General features: G+C 72.7%; 15 protein-coding genes and 2 pseudogenes. 8 read left to right on the top strand and 9 right to left on the bottom strand.

What is annotated here, in order from left to right:
- Window positions 1–37: 37 nt before the first annotated feature.
- The gene (locus Sdia_RS20190; protein ID WP_100453777.1) at window positions 38–1,819 is read right to left on the bottom strand and encodes an ABC transporter ATP-binding protein; all 1,782 of its coding nucleotides are present in this window, start codon (window positions 1,817–1,819) and stop codon (window positions 38–40) included.
- Entirely contained in the window at window positions 1,816–3,648 is a 1,833-nt protein-coding gene (locus Sdia_RS20185) for an ABC transporter transmembrane domain-containing protein (protein ID WP_189499902.1), read from the bottom strand. The genes Sdia_RS20190 and Sdia_RS20185 overlap by 4 nt, the downstream gene beginning before the upstream one ends.
- A gap of 200 nt (window positions 3,649–3,848) precedes the next feature.
- On the opposite strand from Sdia_RS20185, the gene Sdia_RS20180 reads away from it, so the two are divergent.
- A complete protein-coding gene (locus Sdia_RS20180; RefSeq protein WP_100454379.1) occupies window positions 3,849–4,583 on the top strand; it encodes a L,D-transpeptidase family protein in 735 nt (244 codons plus the stop codon).
- Between the two features lie 147 nt (window positions 4,584–4,730).
- Window positions 4,731–5,381, top strand: coding sequence for a hypothetical protein (locus tag Sdia_RS20175; RefSeq protein WP_115069316.1), 651 nt, complete (start codon window positions 4,731–4,733; stop codon window positions 5,379–5,381).
- Between the two features lie 100 nt (window positions 5,382–5,481).
- Here Sdia_RS20175 and Sdia_RS20170 read toward each other — a convergent pair whose 3' ends face one another.
- Window positions 5,482–5,952: a MarR family winged helix-turn-helix transcriptional regulator gene (locus tag Sdia_RS20170; protein ID WP_115069317.1), complete on the bottom strand. Its 471-nt coding sequence runs from the start codon at window positions 5,950–5,952 to the stop codon at window positions 5,482–5,484.
- Window positions 5,953–6,173: 221 nt separating this feature from the next.
- Here Sdia_RS20170 and Sdia_RS20165 point away from each other — a divergent pair, with 221 nt between their 5' ends.
- Entirely contained in the window at window positions 6,174–8,021 is a 1,848-nt protein-coding gene (locus Sdia_RS20165; protein ID WP_115069318.1) for an ABC transporter ATP-binding protein, read from the top strand.
- A 9-nt stretch (window positions 8,022–8,030) separates the two neighbouring features.
- The gene (mltG, locus tag Sdia_RS20160; RefSeq protein WP_100453782.1) at window positions 8,031–8,873 is read left to right on the top strand and encodes an endolytic transglycosylase MltG; all 843 of its coding nucleotides are present in this window, start codon (window positions 8,031–8,033) and stop codon (window positions 8,871–8,873) included.
- Between the two features lie 105 nt (window positions 8,874–8,978).
- Here the strand turns inward: mltG and Sdia_RS20155 are convergent, their stop codons facing one another.
- On the bottom strand, window positions 8,979–10,079 hold the full coding sequence (locus Sdia_RS20155; RefSeq protein ID WP_189499903.1) for an NAD(P)-binding domain-containing protein: 1,101 nt from the start codon (window positions 10,077–10,079) through the stop codon (window positions 8,979–8,981).
- 430 nt (window positions 10,080–10,509) lie between these two features.
- On the opposite strand from Sdia_RS20155, the gene Sdia_RS20150 reads away from it, so the two are divergent.
- The 3 genes and pseudogenes from Sdia_RS20150 to Sdia_RS30300 form a co-directional block, all read left to right on the top strand.
- The gene (locus Sdia_RS20150; protein ID WP_100453784.1) at window positions 10,510–10,932 is read left to right on the top strand and encodes a YjbQ family protein; all 423 of its coding nucleotides are present in this window, start codon (window positions 10,510–10,512) and stop codon (window positions 10,930–10,932) included.
- 185 nt (window positions 10,933–11,117) lie between these two features.
- Window positions 11,118–11,270, top strand: a pseudogene (locus Sdia_RS30305) (helix-turn-helix domain-containing protein); the annotation flags it as partial.
- 156 nt (window positions 11,271–11,426) lie between these two features.
- Window positions 11,427–11,729 (top strand): annotated as a pseudogene (locus tag Sdia_RS30300) (hypothetical protein); the annotation flags it as partial.
- Between the two features lie 35 nt (window positions 11,730–11,764).
- Here Sdia_RS30300 and Sdia_RS20140 read toward each other — a convergent pair.
- A complete protein-coding gene (locus tag Sdia_RS20140) occupies window positions 11,765–12,709 on the bottom strand; it encodes an RNA polymerase sigma-70 factor (RefSeq protein WP_371874281.1) in 945 nt (314 codons plus the stop codon).
- Between the two features lie 56 nt (window positions 12,710–12,765).
- Window positions 12,766–13,467: an NmrA family NAD(P)-binding protein gene (locus Sdia_RS20135; protein ID WP_308693558.1), complete on the bottom strand. Its 702-nt coding sequence runs from the start codon at window positions 13,465–13,467 to the stop codon at window positions 12,766–12,768.
- A 448-nt stretch (window positions 13,468–13,915) separates the two neighbouring features.
- Between Sdia_RS20135 and Sdia_RS20130 the strand changes: the two genes are divergently transcribed.
- Window positions 13,916–14,401 carry a carboxymuconolactone decarboxylase family protein gene (locus tag Sdia_RS20130; protein WP_100453788.1) on the top strand — a complete coding sequence of 162 codons (486 nt, stop codon included), beginning with the start codon at window positions 13,916–13,918 and terminating at the stop codon, window positions 14,399–14,401.
- A 255-nt stretch (window positions 14,402–14,656) separates the two neighbouring features.
- On the opposite strand, the gene Sdia_RS20125 is transcribed toward Sdia_RS20130, so the two are convergent.
- The 3 genes from Sdia_RS20125 to Sdia_RS20115 all read right to left on the bottom strand — a co-directional run bounded on the left by Sdia_RS20125 (window position 14,657) and on the right by Sdia_RS20115 (window position 16,331).
- Window positions 14,657–14,917 carry a hypothetical protein gene (locus Sdia_RS20125; RefSeq protein ID WP_164494999.1) on the bottom strand — a complete coding sequence of 87 codons (261 nt, stop codon included), beginning with the start codon at window positions 14,915–14,917 and terminating at the stop codon, window positions 14,657–14,659.
- Between the two features lie 48 nt (window positions 14,918–14,965).
- On the bottom strand, window positions 14,966–15,478 hold the full coding sequence (locus Sdia_RS30800) for a recombinase family protein (protein ID WP_206432862.1): 513 nt from the start codon (window positions 15,476–15,478) through the stop codon (window positions 14,966–14,968).
- A 349-nt stretch (window positions 15,479–15,827) separates the two neighbouring features.
- A complete protein-coding gene (locus Sdia_RS20115; protein WP_161499797.1) occupies window positions 15,828–16,331 on the bottom strand; it encodes an IS110 family transposase in 504 nt (167 codons plus the stop codon).
- Window positions 16,332–16,633 lie beyond the last annotated feature (302 nt).

Raw genomic sequence — 16,633 nt, 5'->3', positions numbered from 1 at the left:
GGCCCCCTGCTCCGCGGAGCAGGGGGCCCGCGCCGTCTCACCCGTGCCAGGAGCGCCAGAGCGCCGCGTACGCGCCGCCGGCCGCGACCAGCTCGTCGTGCGGGCCCAGCTCCGTGATCCGGCCGCCCTCCACCACGGCGATCAGGTCCGCGTCGTGCGCCGTGTGCAGCCGGTGCGCGATGGCCACCACCGTCCGGCCCTCCAGCACCCGGGCCAGCGACCGCTCCAGGTGCCGCGCCGCACGCGGGTCCAGCAGCGAGGTCGCCTCGTCCAGCACCAGCGTGTGCGGATCGGCCAGCACCAGCCGGGCGAGCGCCACCTGCTGCGCCTGCGCCGGGGTCAGCGCCAGCGCGCCCGAGCCCACCTCGGTGTCCAGCCCGTCGGCCAGCGCCCGGCCCCAGCTCTCCGCGTCGACCGCCGCCAGCGCCCGCCACAGCTCCTGGTCCCCGGCGTCCGTCCGGGCGAGTCGCAGATTGTCCCGCAGCGAGCCGACGAAGACGTGGTGCTCCTGGTTGACCAGCGCCACGTGCGAGCGGACCTCCTCGGCGGGCATCCGCGCCAGCTCCGCGCCGCCGAGGGTGAGCCGCCCTCTGCCCGGCCCGTAGATCCCCGCGAGCAGCCGGCCCAGCGTCGACTTGCCCGCGCCCGAGGGGCCCACCAGCGCCAGCCGGGTCCCCGGCTCGACCGCCAGCGTCACCTGCCGCAGCACGTCCACGCCCGGCCGGTAGCCGAAGTGGACGTCCTCGGCGCGCACCGCGCGGCCCTCGGGCCGCTCCGCGGCGTCACCCGGCTCGGGCTCCACCTCGCGCACCCCCACCAGCCGGGCCAGCGACACCTGCGCCACCTGCAACTCGTCGTACCAGCGGAGCACGATGCCGACCGGTTCGACGAGCATCTGCGAGATGAGCGCCGCCGTGGTGAGCTGGCCGACGCCGATCCAGCCCTGGAGCACGTAGACACCGCCGATGAGCAGCACCGAGGCGAGGACCAGGACATGGGTCACGGAGACCGCGGGGAACAGGACGGAGCGCAGCCACAAGGTGTAGCGCTCCCACGCCGTCCACTCCGAGATCCGGCGGTCGGACAGGGCGATCCGCTCGGGGCCCAGCCGCAGCGACTCCACGGTCCGCCCCGCGTCCACCGTCTCGGTGAGTGCGGAGGCCACCGCCGCGTACCCGGCCGCCTCCGACCGGTACGCGGCCGGGGCCCGCCGGAAGTACCAGCGGCACAGCACCAGCAGCAGCGGCAGGGCGATCAGCACCACGGGCGCCAGCGTCGGCGCCGTCACCGTCAGCCCGCCGAGCAGCAGCACGATCCACACCGCGCCGATCGCCAGTTGTGGCACCGCCTCCCGCAGTGCGTCGGCGAGCCGGTCGACGTCGGTGGTGATACGGGAGAGCAGGTCACCGGTCCCGGCCCGCTCCAGCACGCCCGGCGGCAGCTCGACCGAACGCACCAGGAAGTCCTCCCGCAGATCGGCCAGCACCTCCTCGCCGAGCATCGCGCCCCGCAGCCGCACCCGGTGGATGAAGAACGCCTGCACCACCAGGGCGGCGGTGAACAGCAGCATCGTACGGACCAGCGGCACGTCCGCGGCGCCCGCCGAGACGTCCTCGACCAGCCCGCCCAGCAGGTACGGCCCGGCCATGGAGGCGATCACCGCGACCGCGTTGACCGTCACCAGCATCAAAAACGCCGTGCGGTGGCGCCGGGCCAGGTCGGCGACGTACGCCCGGACCGTGGCCGCTCCGGCCACCGGCAGCTTCGTCGCCTCGGTCGGCGCCGCCGGGTCGTGGGCGGGGGGTGCCAGCCCGATCATGCCTTCTCCTCGATCTCGTTCCGTTCGCCGGTGCCCCGGGGGCCCGACGCCTCGCGGGCGTCCTGCTCCGCCTCCGTCTCGCGGGTCACCACCGCGCGGTACCGCGGGTCGCGCCGCAGCAGTTCCTGATGGGTGCCGACGGCCGCCGCGGCGCCCCCGTCGATCAGCACCACCCGCTCGGCGCCGTCCAGCAGCAGTGGCGAGGAGGTCAGCACCACCGTGGTCCGCCCGCCCCGTGAGGCCCGCAGCCGTGCGGCGATCCTCGACTCGGTGTGCGCGTCCACCGCCGAGGTCGGCTCGTCCAGCACCAGCACCGGCGGGTCGGCCACCAGCGACCGGGCCAGCGCCAGCCGCTGGCGCTGGCCGCCGGAGAGCGACCGCCCCCGCTCGGTGATCCGGGTCCGCATCGGGTCGCCGTCCGGCTCCGCCGACGCCTGGGCCAGCGCCTCCAGCACGTCACCGCAGTACGCCGCCGTCAGCGCCTCGGTGCCCGCGACCCGGCCCGAGGACGGTACGTCGAGCAGCTCGGCGAGGGTGCCAGACAACAGCACCGGGTCCTTGTCCTGCACCAGCACTGCCGCGCGGACCACGGCCAGCGGCAGCTCGTCCAGGGCGGCCCCGCCCAGCAGCGCCGAGGGCACCGGCGCGGCGTCCTCGTCCCGGGGCGCGTGACCGCCGAGCCGCTCCGCCAGCCGGCCCGCCAGATCCGGGTCCCCGCAGACCACCGCCGTGAGGACGCCCTCGGGGGCGAGCAGCCCCGTCGCCGGGTCGTACAGGTCGCCGCGCGGCACCTCGCCCCCGGGCCCGGCCGGGACCGCGTCCGCCCCGGCGTCCTCCCGGCGCAGCCCCAGCACCCGAGCCGCGCGCTGCGCCGAGGGACGCGAGAAGGAGTAGGCCATGGCGATCTCCTCGAAGTGGCGCAGCGGGTAGGCGAGCAGCATCACCGCGCTGTACACGGTGACCAGCTCGCCCACCGTGATCCGCCCGAGCTGCGCCAGATGCACGCCGTACCAGACCACGCTCACCAGCAGCAGTCCCGGCAACAGCACCTGCACCGCCGAGATCAGCGCCCACATCCGGGCGCTGCGCACGGCGGCCCGGCGGACCTCCTGGGAGGCGTCGCGGTAGCGGCCGAGGAAGAGCTGCTCGCCGCCGATCCCGCGCAGCACCCGCAGCCCGGCGACGGTGTCGGAGGCCAGCTCCGTGGCGCGCCCGGCCTTCTCCCGCTGGTGGTCGGCGCGCCGGGTGGCGGGCGGCAGCAGCGGCAGCACCGCGAGGGCCAGCACGGGTACGCCGACCGCGACGACCCCGCCGAGCGCCGGCTGGTAGACGAGGAGGGCGGCGCAGACCGCCAGTACGGTCACGGCGGCCGCGGTGAAACGGGAGAGCGCCTCCACGAACCAGCCGATCTTCTCCACGTCGCCGGTGGAGACCGCGACCACCTCGCCGGCGGCGACCCGCCGGGTCAGCGCCGCCCCCAGTACGGCGGTGCGGCGCGCCAGCAACTGCTGGACCCGGGCGGCGGCCGTGATCCAGTTGGTGACGGAGGTGCGGTGGAGCATCAGGTCGCCCGCCGCGACGCCGATGCCGAAGACCGCCAGCACTCCGCCGGCCAACGCCAGGCCGCCGCTCTCGCCCGCCACCACCGCCTCCACGGCGATACCCACCCCGTAGGGCAGGGCGGCGATGGAGAGGAAGTGCAGCAACCCCCAGGCGAGCGACTTGCACTGGCCGCCGAGCTGCATGCGCCCCAGCCAGATCAGGAATCGGGGTCCGGAGCGCGTGTCGGGCTCGCCCGGATCGGTGTACGGAAGGTCGCGAATCTGCATGGTGTCCCAGAACTCGGTGCAGCGGGAGCGGAACTCGGTGGAGCAGGAGCAAACCGTGACAGCCTCGCCTGCCGGGAACGCACCGGCAACCGATTAAACGGCCGCCTCCCACGGCTTTCGGCCGCACGCCCGGCGTACCCGGCGGCGCGTTCGCGCCGGTGCCCGTTCCCGCCCGGGACGACGGTGGGACCATGGGGTCCATGCGCCTGACCGCGACTCACCCGACCGTGTTCCGCAGCGTGCTCGCCGCCGCCGCGGCCCTCCTGCTCACCTCGTGCGGCTCGGGCGGCACCACTGCCGAACGGGCGGACGACGCGCGGCGGCCCGACGCCCACGCGTCCTCGGCCGTCCCGGGCGCACTGCCGGGCATCTCCGAGCGCTTCCAGAAGCAGATCCCCGAGGACACCCGGCAGGTGGTCGCCGTCCGCGGCGACGGCGCCGACCGCAGCACCGCCACCGTCGTCCTGTACACGAAGGACGGCGACGGCTGGAAGGAACGGGCCCACTGGCCCGCGCACAACGGCAAGAAGGGGTGGACGCCGGACCACCACGAGGACGACAAGCGCAGCCCCGTCGGCGTCTTCACCCTCACCGACGCGGGCGGCGTCCTCGCCGACCCGGGGCCCGGCGGGCTGCCCTACACCCGCAGTGACGCCTTCGCCGCGCCGCGCACCTGGGCCGAGTCGCACTGGCACGACTTCGACCTCGTCATCGCCGTCGACTACAACCGCGTCAAGGGCACCCCGCCCAACGACCCGGCCCGCCCCGAGGGCCGGTCGAAGGGCGGCAGCATCTGGCTCCACCTCGACCACGGCAGCGGCACCTCCGGCTGCGTCAGCCTCTCCGAGCAGGGGATGCGTCACCTCCTGCGCACCCTCGAACCGGATCAGCACCCCGTGGTGGTGATGGGCGACAAGGCGTCCCTGCGCGCCTGACCTCCGTCGTTCCCGTCGCGGGCCGCAGGCCGCGGGACGGCCCGGCACCGCGTGGCGCCCGACGCGTGGGCGAACGCGGTGGGCAGGGCCCATGGGCCCTGCCCCGGGCCCTGGCGGCGGCCTCGGCGGATGGGGTACGGATGGGTGATGTCGACGCTCACGATCGTCTTCGTCTCGGTAGTCGTCGCCTTCCTCGCCGGGGTGTTCCTCCTGGTCCGGGCCGGGCGGCCCGAGCGGCAGGCCGCGGAACGGAGGCGCGCGTCGCTCCGGGAGGGGGCGGCCGCGTACGGCTGGCGGGTCGTCACCGACGAAAGGATGCCCGAACAGCCGGCGACGGTGCGCCGCGGTATCCGTGCGGGCGACCCGCCCTGGATGGTGGGACGGCAGCGCCTCCAAGGGGTGGACGTCTGGGTCGTCTGCCACGAAGGGATGGGGCTGGGCGCCGAGGTCGTGCGCTCGGTCGTCGTCCACCTGCGGCCGCTGAGGCGCGTCAAGGACCTGCCAAGGGTGCGGGTGGACGCGCCCGCACCCGTGCTGAGGTGGCCGGCGCGGGGGCGCGACCCCTTCGAGAGGCGCTACCGGATCGCCGCCCGGGACCGGGCCCGTGCCCGCGCGCTGGTGACCGAGGAGGTCCGAGCGCGGACGCTGGAGCTGGACCTGGACGGCTGGGAACTGCGGGACGGGATCGTGACCGTACGCTTTCCCGGTATGCGGGGGCCGCGCGAACTCCAAAGGCGGCTGGACGACTTGGTACGGCTTTCCGAGCAGATCGCGGGACCGCCGCCCGGGAGCAGGTGAGAAGCGGGCCGGTGGCGGCCCCGAGCGGAGGGTCCGCGCCGGGCGCGGCGGGCCGGGCGGAGAAGCCGGTGGCTCGACGGGCGGCCGGCGCCACGGTGCCTCAGTGGTCCACCCCCGGCGGGGGAGCGGTCTCGCCGCACAGGCCAGGGCTGTCGACGAGGGTCGCCAGCAGACCGCCGAGGGTCGACCGCTGCTCGGCGGTCAGCGGGGTCAGGATCTCCTCCACCGCGCCCCGGCGCGCGCTGCGCATGGCGCGCAGGGCCTGGCGGCCGCCCTCGGTCAGCTCGATCCGGACCACCCGCCGGCTCTCCGGGTCGGGCACCCGGCGGACCCGGTCCGCCTCCTCCAGCCCGTCCACCAGGCTGGTGACCGCGCGGGGGACCACTTCGAGGCGCTGGGCGAGGTCGGCCATTCTCGGCGGCCGCTCGCAGACGGCGACCGTGCGCAGCAGGCGGGCCTGGGCCGGGGTGATGCCGAGCGGCTCCAGCTGGCGGCGCTGGAGCCGGTGCAGCCGGCGGGTGAGGCGCAGGAGCTGCTCGGCGAGAACCCCGTCCGGGTCGGGTGAATCCATGCGGGAACACTAACAGGACCTCGTTCATTGTGTACATAGGTAACAATGAGCTATGGTCTGCGTTGTCCTTGGCTCGGTGTCCGGAAAATCCGGACACCGAGCGGCCCGCGCCCGCGAAAGCGCCGGGGTGCCGCGCCTGTCGGCCGGCCGCCGTGCCCGCACCGCACGGGCCCGCGCTCCGCGTGGAGGGCGCCGACCGCCACGCCCCGTCGAAGGAGCCCATGCGTCCCGAACCGTCCCCCACCTGGACCCCACCGCCCGAGGACCCCGACGCCCCGCGCCGGCCACGCCAGATCCGGCGGATCGTCCGCCTCTTCCGCCCGTACCGGGGGCGGCTGGCGATGGTCGGCCTGCTCGTCGCCGCCGCCTCGCTGGTCTCGGTCGTCACGCCGTTCCTGCTCCGGGAGATCCTCGACACCGCCATTCCCGAGCGGCGCACCGGCCTGCTGAGCCTGCTCGCCCTCGGCATGATCGCGGCCGCCGTCATGACCAGCGTCTTCGGCGTCCTCCAGACGCTCATCTCCACCACCGTCGGCCAGCGCGTCATGCACGACCTGCGCACCGCCGTCTACGCCCGCCTCCAGAGCATGTCCCTGGCCTTCTTCACCCGCACCCGCACCGGGGAGATCCAGTCCCGGATCTCCAACGACATCGGCGGGATGCAGGCCACCGTCACCTCGACGGCCACCTCGCTGGTCTCCAACCTCACCAGCGTGATCGCCACCGTCGTCGCGATGCTCGCACTGGACTGGCGGCTCACCGTGGTCTCGCTGGTGCTCCTGCCGGCCTTCGTCTGGATCAGCCGCCGGGTCGGCCGTGAACGCAAACGCATCGCCACCGACCGGCAGAAGCAGATGGCCGCCATGGCCGCCACCGTCACCGAGTCCCTCTCCGTCAGCGGCATCCTCCTCGGCCGCACCATGGGCCGCGGCGACTCCCTCACCCGCGCCTTCCGCGACGAGTCGGACCGCCTGGTCGACCTGGAGGTCCGCTCCAGCATGGCCGGCCGCTGGCGGATGTCGGTCATCAGCATCGTGATGGCCGCGATGCCCGCCCTCATCTACTGGGCCGCCGGCCTCTCCCAGCACGTCCAGGGCCCCGAGATCTCCCTCGGCACCCTGGTCGCCTTCGTCTCCCTCCAGCAGGGCCTCTTCCGCCCCACGGTCAGCCTGCTCACCACCGGCGTGCAGGTGCAGACCTCCCTCGCCCTCTTCCAGCGGATCTTCGAGTACCTCGACCTCGAGGCCGACATCACCGAACCGGAGAAGCCGGTGCGGCTGGAGGAGATCCGCGGCGAGATCCGCTTCGAGCGCGTCGAGTTCGCCTACGCCGAGCAGGAGAGCCCGGTGCTCTCCGCCATCGACCTCGCCGTACCGGCCGGCACCTCGCTGGCCGTCGTCGGGGAGACCGGCTCCGGCAAGAGCACCCTCAGCCACCTCGTCCCCCGCCTCTACGACGCCACCGGCGGCCGCGTCACCCTGGACGGCGTCGATGTGCGGGAGCTGGACTTCGCCACGCTCGCCCGCGCGGTCGGGGTCGTCTCCCAGGAGACGTACCTCTTCCACGCCTCGGTCGCGGAGAACCTCCGCTTCGCCAAGCCCGGGGCCACCGACGCCGAACTGGTCGCGGCCGCCCGCGCCGCCCAGATCCACGACCACATCGCGGCGCTGCCCGAGGGGTACGACACGGTGGTCGGCGAGCGCGGACACCGCTTCTCCGGAGGCGAGAAACAGCGCCTGGCCATCGCCCGCACCATCCTGCGCGACCCGCCGGTGCTCGTCCTGGACGAGGCGACCAGCGCCTTGGACACCCGGACCGAACAGGCCGTCCAGGAGGCGATCGACGCCCTCTCCGCCGACCGCACCACCCTGACCATCGCCCACCGTCTCTCCACGGTCCGCGACGCCGACCAGATCGTCGTCCTCGACCACGGCCGCATCGCCGAACGCGGCACCCACGAGGCCCTCCTCGCCCAGGACGGCCTGTACGCGGCACTCGTCCGCAAGGACGCCCACCCCACGGCCGCCACCCCCGGCGACATGCCCGAACTGACCACTTCGGCGGGATAGCGTGCGCCCATGCCGCACGCCTCCCCCCGACGGACTCCCCGCCTCACCCGCCGGGGCCGGCTCGCCCTGCTCACCGCCGGCCTGCTGGCCGCCGCGGCCACGGTCGTCACGGTCCTGCTCCTCCCGGACGAGGAGAGCCCTCGCGGCCAGGGCTCACTGACCGTCCCCGAGGGCCGCCGGGCCACCCAGGTCTACGCCCTGGCCGACCAGGCCCTCGGCCTCCACGCGGGCGCCACCCGGCAGGCGGCGAAGGACACCCGCCTGGCCCTCCCCGACGCGGCCGACGGGAACCCCGAGGGGTACCTCTTCCCCGCCACCTATCCCCTCGACGACTCCACCACCCCCGCATCCCTGCTGACCTTCATGGCCGAGACCGCCGACGAACGCTTCCGCCGGGCCGGGCTCGACGCCGGAGCGCGCCGGCTCGGTCTCTCCCCCTACCAGGCCGTCATCCTCGCCAGCATCGTCCAGGCCGAGGCCGACACCCCCGGCGACATGGGCAAGGTCGCCCGCGTCATCCACAACCGCCTCGACCAGGACCGCGCCCTGCAGATGGACTCCACCCTCAACTACGCCCTCGGCCGCTCCACCCTCGACACCAGCCACGAGGACACCCGCACCGACAGCCCGTACAACACCTACGCACGCCGGGGCCTGCCCCCGACCCCCATCGGCAACCCGGGCGAGCACGCGTTGCGCGCCGCTCTCGACCCGCCCGCGGGCGACTGGCTGTACTTCGTGACGGTCCGCCCCGGCGACACCCGCTTCACCGACAACTACGCCGAACACCGCGCCCACGTCGAAGAGTTCAACCGTCAACGCCGCTCCGGCTCCGCCGGCGGCACGGGCTGACCGGCGGCGCGCGAAAGCAGCGGCCCGAGCCAGGCGAGGACGGACCACGGACCGGGGCCCGATCACCGAGCGCCCGCCCACCCCGGGGCACCGCCGGCTGTCCGGTCAGACCGCGACCGCCTCCCCGGCCAGCAGCGCGCCTGTCTCCCGGACCGCCGCCCGGCCCGCCCGGTTGGCGCCGATGGTGCTGGCGGAGGGGCCGTAGCCGACCAGGTGGATGCGGGGGTCGCGGACCACCCGGGTCCCGTCGACCTGGATGCCGCCGCCGGGCTCGCGCAGTCTCAGCGGCGCCAGGTGGTCCACCGCCGCACGGAACCCGGTCGCCCACAGCACCACGTCTGCCTCGAAGGCCGAGCCGTCCGCCCACACGGCACCCTCGGCGGTGAGCCGCTCGAACATCGGGCGCCGTGCCAGCGTCCCGTCCGCCACGCCCCGCCGGATCGCCTCGTTCATCGGCAGGCCCGTCACCGAGACCACGCTGCGCGGCGGCAGCCCCTGCCGAACCCGCTCGTCGACCCGGGCCACCGCTTGCCGGCCCTGGTCCTCGTCGAAAGGGCCTTCCCGGAACTCCGGCGGCCTGCGGGTGGCCCAGGCGGTCGCCGCGGCGACGGGCGCGATCTCCAGCAGGTGCTGCACCGCCGACGTGCCGCCGCCCACCACCAGCACCCGCCGCCCGGCGAACGCCTCCGGGCCCGGGTAGCCCGCCGTGTGCAGTTGTCGCCCCCGGAACTCCTCCTGCCCGGGGTAGCGCGGCCAGAACGGCCGGTCCCAGGTGCCCGTCGCGCTGATCAGGGCCCGGGCCGCCCAGTCCCCCTCAGAGGTCTCCACCAGCAGACGCCCGCCGTCGCCCTCGCGCACGGCCCGCACGTGCACCGGCCGGCGTACCCGCAGCCCGAACGTCTCCTCGTACTCGCGGAAGTACGCGCCGATCACCTCGGCGGAGGGGCGGGAGTCGTCCGCGCCCGTCAGCTCCATACCGGGGAGGGCGTGCATACCGTGCACACGGCCGTACGTCAGCGTCGGCCACCGGAACTGCCAGGCCCCGCCCGGACGCGGCGCGTGATCGAGGACCAGGAAGTCCTCGCCGGGCTCGAGCCCCGACCTGCGCAGGTGGTAGGCGGCCGACAGGCCCGCCTGCCCGGCGCCGGCCACGAGCACGTCGACGGGGCGGGGGGCTTCGGAGTGCGGGGTCCCGTTCTGCTTCACGTCCTTGCGAACGGACGGGGGCGCCGGGTTCTTCCCGACGCCCCGCCCGTGCCGCTCCGCCGGTCAGCGGCCGCCCGCCGCCAAAAGGGCTCCGCCCGCGCCGCTGCTTCCGGGCCGGTCGAGCAACCCGCGGGCGTCCGGCTCCGGCCTCGCGCGCGAGGGAGGCGGGGAGGAAGGACGTCAGCGGTCGCGTCGACACGCGGCTGAGACACCCGCGGCAGGTCGGGTGTGACCGCGCGTGGCGAGCAGGACGGATCGCGACATGCCGCCGCACGTGACGAGACCTCCACGCACGGTCGATGGTGCCTCGGTGGGCGGACGCGGCCTATCGGATCCGTGCCTTCCGCCCGCCACCCGTTCCGGAGGTTCCGGTCCACCGGCAGGGCGGGTCGCCCCGCGCGCGCCGGGGCCCATGCCCGAGGATGACGGTATGCCTGACGCCTTCGACACCCGTGTCCTGCACCTCGCCACCGGCTCCAGCGAGACGGTCCGCGACCTCACCGCCGACTGCGCGAGCTTCCTCGACGACGTCGCGGCCGGCCGAGACGGTCTCCTCAACGTCTTCGTCCCCCACGCCACCGCCGGCATCGCCGTCCTGGAGACCGGCGCCGGCAGCGACGACGACCTCCTCGCCATCCTCCGCACCCTCCTGCCCGCCGACCACCCCTGGCACCACCGCCACGGCACCCCCGGCCACGGCCGCGACCACGTCCTCCCCGCCCTCGTCCCCCCGCACGCCACCCTCCCGGTCATCGACGGCAGACTGGAACTGGGGACTTGGCAGTCGGTGTGCCTGGTGGACACCAACGTCGACAATGCGGACCGGAAGGTGCGGCTGAGTTTTCTCGGCTGACCGAGATCGTTCGGCTGGGGGCGTGCTGCCGATTCTCCGTACCGTGTGCGTGGATGGAGAGAAACGCACGCGGTACGCACCTCGACGGGGTCGGACCTCCCCGTTGGTCCGAGACGGCTCGGGTCCTGGGCCGTTGGGCTGGGTGAGAGATCTGTTGGTGGGGCGCGCGGCATCTGTCGCCGTCGGTGCAGGAGGTCGTGCGGTGGAGGGCGGTGGCCGCGTCGGTGGCGGGGCGGAACCGTGAGGATGCGGCGGTGGTCTTCAGGGCGTCGCCGAAGGCCGTGGACACGTGGCGGGCGAAGTGGCAGGCCGGTGGCCGGGAAGCGTTGGTCATGCGGCGGCGGGCAGGGCGGCCGGGGTGCGCCAGGTGCGCGGAGGGCCTCCATGTCCTTGGTCAAGGGAAACGGGAGCGCGTCGGGTCGGTGGGCCGGGCAGCGTGGCGCGGGGCTGATCTGCTGTGGGATGACGTGCAGTGCCTCTTCGACTCGGACTTGATGGGGTCGCTGCCGGACGTGCGTGTCCCGGATGCCTCAATGCAGGACTGGCAGGCGGTCCTCGACCTTGTCGCGGAGAAGGGCTGGGAGTGCCGGTACTCCGAGGGGGAGGCGGTGCTTCCGGTGCCCCGGGCGGAGGCCGTGCTGTTCCGGCCGGCGGATGCCGAGTGCCCGGACCTGCGGGTCTGGCCGACTGCCGACGTGTTGGCGATCTTCCGTTCTCATGCCGACGGTGAAGTCGACTTTGACGTCGACCTGCGCGAGTTGCGGGGCCAGGAGCGACGTGATGTGTTCTGCGGCTTCTTTGGCTGCGGGTGGACGGTGGCTGACGGGCCGGGTCATCTGAGCTCTTCGGGGCAGCGGCTCACTGTGGTCTCAAGGCCGATCCGCGCCAGTTTCTCGGGATTGCACACGGCATAGAGCCCGGTGACGAGGCCGTCGTCAATGCGCACCGTCAGGACGCTGTCGGCCTCTCCCTCCAATCTGACGATCAGCGCGGGGTTTCCGTTGACCTGTACCGTCCGCAGCGACGCCGCGGTCACGAGCCGACCCAGCACGAGAGTCACCTGGTCGGCGCCCACGACGGGCGCCATCGCGGCTCGAGCGACTCCGCCGCCGTCGGTCAGCAGGACGACGTTCGGTGCGAGGACGTCGAGCAGGCCTTGCATGTCGCCCGTCTGGACCGCCCGCTGAAAGGCGTCGAGCGCGTCGCGGGCCTTGGCCGGGGAAGCGTCCCCCCGCGGTCGGCGCGCGGCGACATGGTTGCGCGCGCGGTGGGCGATCTGGCGGACGGCGGCCGGGGTCTTGTCGACGGCGTCCGCGATCTCGTCATAGCCGAGGTCGAAGACCTCCCGCAGTACGAACACCGCCCGCTCGACCGGTGCGAGCGTCTCCAGCACCAGCATCATCGCCATCGACACGCTGTCGGCCAGTTCGACGTCCTCGGCCACGTCGGGCGCGGTCAGTAGCGGCTCCGGCAGCCAGGGGCCGACGTAAGACTCCTTGCGCCGACGGAGTGTACGTAGCCGGGTCAGCGCTTCGCGCGTGGTGATCCGCACCAGGAAGGCACGCCGGTCACGCACCGTGCCGAGGTCGACACGTGCCCAGCGCAGCCAGGTCTCCTGCAGGACATCCTCGGCATCGGCGGCCGAGCCGAGCATCTCGTAGGCGACGGTGAACAGCAGATTGCGGTGGGTGACGAACACCTCGGTGGCAGGATCCATGGGTGCCTCGCGAGCAAGATGCTCGACAGTATCGGTGGTTCGCTCGCCGTGCTCGTCCATTCCCTGCTCCTGTCTGTTCGCTCTTGTCGGGGTTCACCCGATTCTCAGGGCGGGGATCAGACAGTGGCTGCCCGCAGCCGTCGGGAGAGGAATTCCTCAAAGGTCATGAGCGCCGGGTGCAGACCACGCAGGGCGGGGATGTCCGCTCGGTAGCCCGCCTCTGCGAACCACTCGAACATGCGCTCTTCGATGGGCTGCGCCTCGAAGCGGGTGGGGGTCCCGGTGACGCGTTCGTAGATCTCGGCAACGTCGGGGAAGGTGATCTCATCGCCGGCCAGCTCAAGATGACGGCCGATGTAGGTGTGCGGGGCGTCGAAGGCGGTGGCGGCAAAGAACCCGATGTCGTCGGCGGCGATCATCTGCATGGGCTTGTCCGGCTTGACGGGCAGTGACATGAGGCGCTCGCCCTGGGCGTCGGCGTAGTGCAGCAGGTTGTTCATGAAGAACGCGGGCCGCAGGAGGGTGGCGGGCAGGCCGAGGGCGAGGATGTGCCGCTCGATTTCGGCTTTGCTCTCGAAGTGGTCGATGCCGGTCTGCCGTTCGGCACCACCTGCCGAGCTGTACACGAAGTGCCCGACTCCGGCCGCCTTGGCGGCATCCGCCACCGCCTTGCCCTGGCGGACCTCGGCGGCCAGTGATTCCGGCTCGTACGCCAGCGCCTGCACACTGAACACACCATGGACACCGGTCATGGCGCGGTGCAGAGATGCTTCGTCGTCCATGTCGCCCTGGACGAGCACTGCCCCCCGCTTCTGCAGTGCCTGGGCCTCGGGCTTGTCCGGGCTGCGGACCAGGGCACGACACGTCCCGGCCGCGGGAGAGCAACTCCCTTGCGGCCGCGCCGCCCTGGTTGCCGGTACCGCCGATGACCAGGATGCACTTCGCGTCAGTCATGGAAATCTCCTCACTGTGGACGCCCACCCTCCCGGTGGCCGACTGGACGGGCCTCACCCTGCGACTCCAAGTGCGGTTGAGGTCAAGAGCGAGGTTGTGTACCCATGCGGCACGGGACCCGCGCCGAGCAGGCCTGGGAACGCGGGAACGCACACAAGATGCCGCCCCCGATCCCTTTGTGACAGTCGAATCCGGTGATCTACGTCACATCGCCGCACTGTCACAAGGGCCGGGCGGGCGGCTTCTTCATGGTCGTCACGATGCCGCGCCAACACGCAGCGCGGCATGCGATCCAGGAGCGAGGACGAAGCGATGGAACCCCGTATCAACCTGATGACCAACAAGCTCGGCGCCAAGGTCAGCAAGCGGATCTACAACGTCAACCTGGCGATCCAGGAGGCGTCGCTGTCCAAGTCCCTCATGGAGTTGGTTGAGTTGAGGGTCAGCCAGATCAACGGCTGCGGCTGGTGCGTCGACGTCCACACCAAGGAGGCCGCAGGCGCCGGTGTGAGCGCGCTCCGGATCAACCTGGTCGCCGCCTGGCGCGAGTCCACCGTGTTCACCGAAGCCGAGCGGGCCGCGCTGGCACTCGCCGAGGAGGGCACCCGGCTTGCCGACGCTCACCAGGGTGTGTCCGACGAAACCTGGGACCAGGTACGCAAGCACTACGACGCCGACCAGACCGCGGCGCTGGTCTCCCTGGTCGCCATGATCAATGCCGCCAACCGGCTCGGTGTGATCACGCGCATGCAGGGAGGCTCCTACGACCCCGGCATGTTCGCCGGCCTGTCGAACTGAGCGCGGACCAATCACGGCCTGGCCCGGGATGGTTCCATCCGGGCCAGGCCCACGCGGTTCCGGGCAGGGGCCCAGAGACCTGAAGATCCCGCCTCGCCGACGGTCTGGTCAGCATCGCCGCCCGCTGCCCTGCCATCCCCGACAGTCCTGCCGCTGCCGTGCTTCCACGTCACCGAGGCGATCCGGTCGGCATACGTGCGGAAGGCCTTGCGCCCGGCCGGGTGGAGCCGTCGCCGACGAAGGCGGCGCACTGCTTCAGCACGGTCTTGTGGAACGCGAGCGGGGCGGTGACTCGTACCGAGCAGCCCTGCCCGCGCGGATGGTCCGGACAGCGCGCAGTGCGTCGAGGATCTCGGCGTCCTGGGTGGCCTTGAGGTGCGCGGCGAGCAGGCCGGGCACGTCGATGGTGTGCAGCAGCTCGGGCTCCTGCTCCAGCACCTCGGTGGCGACATCGGTGCTCGCGCCGTCGAGCGACTCCGGGACGTCGGTATCGCGGACGCCGACCACGTCCAGCATCCGGCGGACCGTGTGGGGGGGCGATGTCGTACTGCCGGGCGAGAGTCTTCACCGAGGCGCCCTTGGCGTAGGCGTCGACGATGTCGGCCGCCTGGTCCTCATCGAGCGCGGCCGGGCGCCCCAGCGTCTCGCCCCCCGCCTCGGCGGCGACGCCTTCCTTGGTGTTCTCCTGAAGCATGTCGCGCTGGAACTCCAGAACCCCGGCGAGCAGTGTGACGAAGAGCTTGGTTTGCGGGTCGTCGGCCGCGAGACCGAAGCCGGACCAGGCGCCGGTCGCAATGCGCGGTGCAGCCCGCGCCACTGGAGGCCCTCCCGGATCTGGATGACGTCCTTGGTCGAGCGGAACAGCCGCGCGGCACCCGCGTTGCGGATGGTGTCACCGACCGCCGCCTCGTCGAGCAGCTTGCGGAACCCGGACCGGTTGACCGCGTGCATGCGGGACGACGTCGCCGGATTCTCGTACCTGAGGGAGCCGGACTTGGGTAGATCATCCAGAGCATGGAGTCGGCGGGCGTTGGTCTGCTTGTCGGTGGAGTGCCGCAGGTGCAGACGGCCCGTCATGCCCCGTGCCCCTCTTTGTCCTTCCTGCGGTGCCGGATCGCGACGGTAAGGGGGCGAAATAGGGAGGCGCAAATGTAGACCGGACCCGACCGGCGCGCCGTTTGCCCTGCCATGCCTGGCTCGGTTCATTGATTCGACCGGCACCCGGAGATCACCGAAACGGGGATCGACGCTCAGCGTGAGAGCGTCCAGCGGCCCGACCTTCTCGGTCGCGTGTTCGTCGCCTGCGGGGCATCAGAGCTGTCTGATTATCCCATGGCCTCTTTTGGGCTTTCCTCGGCGATCTCCCCGAACCGTTCCAGCAGGGTGGGGACGGCCGGGTGCCGCCACGGCGGTCCCGGCACCCGTTTCAGCGACGGATGGTCCTGAGCAGCAGGCCGCGCGGCTGGTTCGCCACCCGGGTGGCCTCGTCGGCCAGGCCGTCGTCGAAGCCCACGATCACCTCCAGCTCGGCGACCGTCTCGTCCTCGCCGTCGATCGTCCGCAGCCTGTAGGGCATCGCGCGGCCGGCGTCGGCGATGAAGAACCCGTCCTTCGCGTCCGTCTTCGCCTCGCCGGGGTGGAGGTCGGTGATCCGCCGCATCGTCAGGCCGGGCAGTTGGGTGACGGGACTGCGCATGTGGCACGCGACCGCCAGCGGCAAGGGCGCAGATCGAGGCCGGCTGGTCAACCACGACGAGCACTGTTCCGTGCGTGCTTGGAGTTTCGCGAAGAACTCGCGGAGCTTGGGTTCGGTGTTGGGCAGGCGCTTGTCGAGCGCGTTCGTCCCGGTCGGTGTGACGGCGGCGGCGTGGTGTTCGCCCTTACCGACATCCAGACCGAGGAAGACGTCGATGTCGCCGGTGTCGATCACGTGCAGGCCCCTCCAGCACGCATTCGTCCGGCCTTGCCAGGGCGCCGAGCTGTCACATCCGCGTGACGGAGAGCTCTTCCGGCTCGGGCCAAGCCGGCGCTGAAGCCCCTCATCAGCGGTCCGTCCATGCCTCCGGGGCCTGGTGACACCGCTCTCCGGATCATGAACAACATGGGGGAGTCACACCGGACCCGAGGGCCGGTAGCCCCACTGCGGAGTCACGAGAAAGGTAATGGGGGCCGTGCGCCAAGCGGCGCTCCAGCTGCGGATGCCCTTCCCCAGGGCCAGGACCGGCCGGCCAG

The organism is Streptomyces diastaticus subsp. diastaticus (assembly GCF_011170125.1).
In the GTDB taxonomy this organism is placed as follows: Bacteria; Actinomycetota; Actinomycetes; order Streptomycetales; family Streptomycetaceae; genus Streptomyces; species Streptomyces diastaticus.
Note: the sequence above shows the minus strand (reverse complement) of the source record. Positions and strands in the feature narration are given on the sequence as shown.